The organism is Pseudoxanthomonas kalamensis DSM 18571 (assembly GCF_010211745.1).
Lineage (GTDB): Bacteria > Pseudomonadota > Gammaproteobacteria > Xanthomonadales > Xanthomonadaceae > Pseudoxanthomonas_A > Pseudoxanthomonas_A kalamensis.
This window is the reverse complement of the sequence record NZ_PDWQ01000033.1, coordinates 1-805: the sequence shown is the minus strand read 5'-3', so window position 1 is coordinate 805 and position 805 is coordinate 1. Positions and strand designations below refer to the sequence as shown.

Sequence of the window (805 nt, the reverse complement as noted above, 5' to 3'; positions counted from 1 at the left end):
GAGACACGCTGACCATCGGTGAGGAAAATTTCTGGGTAGATCGGGTTTCGCCGGATGATGGCGGAAGTTGTCATCTCTGGCTTGGACGGGGCGTACCGCCTGCCGTTAACCGTCGCCGCTGCAAGGGGGATGTATGGCCATAAACGGTCTTGAGCAGGCCGTTGAAAACCTCAGCCGTATCAGCAAAACGGCGGTGCCTGGTGCCGCCGCAATGGCCATTAACCGCGTTGCTTCATCCGCGATATCGCAGTCGGCGTCACAGGTTGCCCGTGAGACAAAGGTACGCCGGAAACTGGTAAAGGAAAGGGCCAGGCTGAAAAGGGCCACGGTCAAAAATCCGCAGGCCAGAATCAAAGTTAACCGGGGGGATTTGCCCGTAATCAAGCTGGGTAATGCGCGGGTTGTCCTTTCGCGCCGCAGGCGTCGTAAAAAGGGGCAGCGTTCATCCCTGAAAGGTGGCGGCAGCGTGCTTGTGGTGGGTAACCGTCGTATTCCCGGCGCGTTTATTCAGCAACTGAAAAATGGCCGGTGGCATGTCATGCAGCGTGTGGCTGGGAAAAACCGTTACCCCATTGATGTGGTGAAAATCCCGATGGCGGTGCCGCTGACCACGGCGTTTAAACAAAATATTGAGCGGATACGGCGTGAACGTCTTCCGAAAGAGCTGGGCTATGCGCTGCAGCATCAACTGAGGATGGTAATAAAGCGATGAAACATACTGAACTCCGTGCAGCCGTACTGGATGCACTGGAGATGCATGACACCGGGGCGACGTTTTTTGATGGTCGCCCCGCTGTTTTTGATG

Annotated in this window: 2 protein-coding genes; both read left to right on the top strand. The window is 55.9% G+C overall.

Going from position 1 to position 805, the window contains the following annotated elements; all coding sequences use genetic code 11:
- The first annotated feature begins 133 nt into the window (after positions 1–133).
- Complete coding sequence (locus tag CSC70_RS13790; RefSeq protein ID WP_162457193.1) at positions 134–712, top strand: phage tail protein; 579 nt, start codon at positions 134–136, stop codon at positions 710–712.
- The coding region (gene gpU / locus CSC70_RS13785; RefSeq protein WP_246189436.1) for a phage minor tail U family protein at positions 709–805 on the top strand (97 nt) is incomplete at its 3' end. The genes CSC70_RS13790 and gpU, both read left to right, overlap by 4 nt.